General features: G+C 36.1%; 2 protein-coding genes. Both read right to left on the minus strand.

The features are described from left to right. Positions 1 to 337 (minus strand): hypothetical protein (locus tag H1R82_RS14365; protein WP_181821721.1); only part of this gene is annotated, 337 nt, incomplete at its 3' end. Between the two features lie 17 nt (positions 338 to 354). Beyond that, positions 355 to 936, minus strand: a complete 582-nt coding sequence (locus H1R82_RS14370; RefSeq protein WP_138615159.1) for a hypothetical protein — start codon at positions 934 to 936, stop codon at positions 355 to 357. Positions 937 to 1,079: the final 143 nt, after the last annotated feature.

The raw sequence follows: 1,079 nt of genomic DNA on the forward strand, positions 1-1,079 counted from the left end.
CTTGAGCGGAGAGTGCCTCTTTCATAGTTACGGTTACAGGGATATTGTCATGCCCTTTATTTTTCAACGTTTCGAAGTAACCAGGCATTTGATTCCGATATGCTTCAAGATCTTCTAGAGTAGGAGAGTCTTGTTGAAGTATGACATCTACTTCAACCTCTTTTGAATTTGTTTTATTGCTTGCAGTTAATTCAAAATTCCCTTCAGCTAAATCTTCTTGTTTTATCACTTTAGCTTTCTCTTCTGTAAACTCTTGGTCAGCGTACAATGAACCAGCAGAGATCAACCCTATTACCGACAGGACAGATGCCAGAGAAATAATCCATTTTTTCTTCATTTTAGAGACCTCCGTTTCTAATGGGTGTTATAATAAGCATCCTGTAATGGGGGCTTACTATAGTGCCTAGTTTGATATTCGCCTACAATAGGCCAATATTCACTTTCATGTGAATTTATCTCAAAATATCCTGCTACATTCGTTGGGTTAATACTATTATAAAATTCTACATAAAAATCATAAGCAACACCCGTTTTTATATCTAACACCTTTTGACATACAACTTCTGTTTCTTCATTCCCGTATACTCCATCGTCGTTATCAACATCAAAATAAGGTTCTGGGTAATTTGTATACCAAAAGCCATTGTAACTCATAGGAGGAGCTCCATTTTTCCCTCCAGTACCTACATCTGTTATATCCAAACCATGCCGATAATTATGACTGTAATAGTTGCCTCGTATAGATTCGATATTACTTGAATTATAAGAGACGTTTTCAACTTGGACTTTGACGATATCTGTGCTTCCTAAATCATGATATGAAAAAACTGATCCTTTCCAAGGGCCGTAGGTGGGAGATGTACGCCCACTCCATTGATCTGAATAAATCTTGTCCCAAGCAAAAGCATTTCCTACGAACAGAAGACTCAGCGCCAACGACAAAGCGGATAACTTAGCGAATTTAGCGTAAATTTTAACCCACCCCTATTTTTAGAAAATTGTAGTATAATTCGACCAATACAAAGATTTTCCTTCTTAATAGGGGTGAAAAATATTATTTTTTGTATATTAATATTTAT

This window comes from Thermoactinomyces intermedius (genome assembly GCF_013912365.1).
In the GTDB taxonomy this organism is placed as follows: Bacteria; Bacillota; Bacilli; order Thermoactinomycetales; family Thermoactinomycetaceae; genus Thermoactinomyces; species Thermoactinomyces intermedius.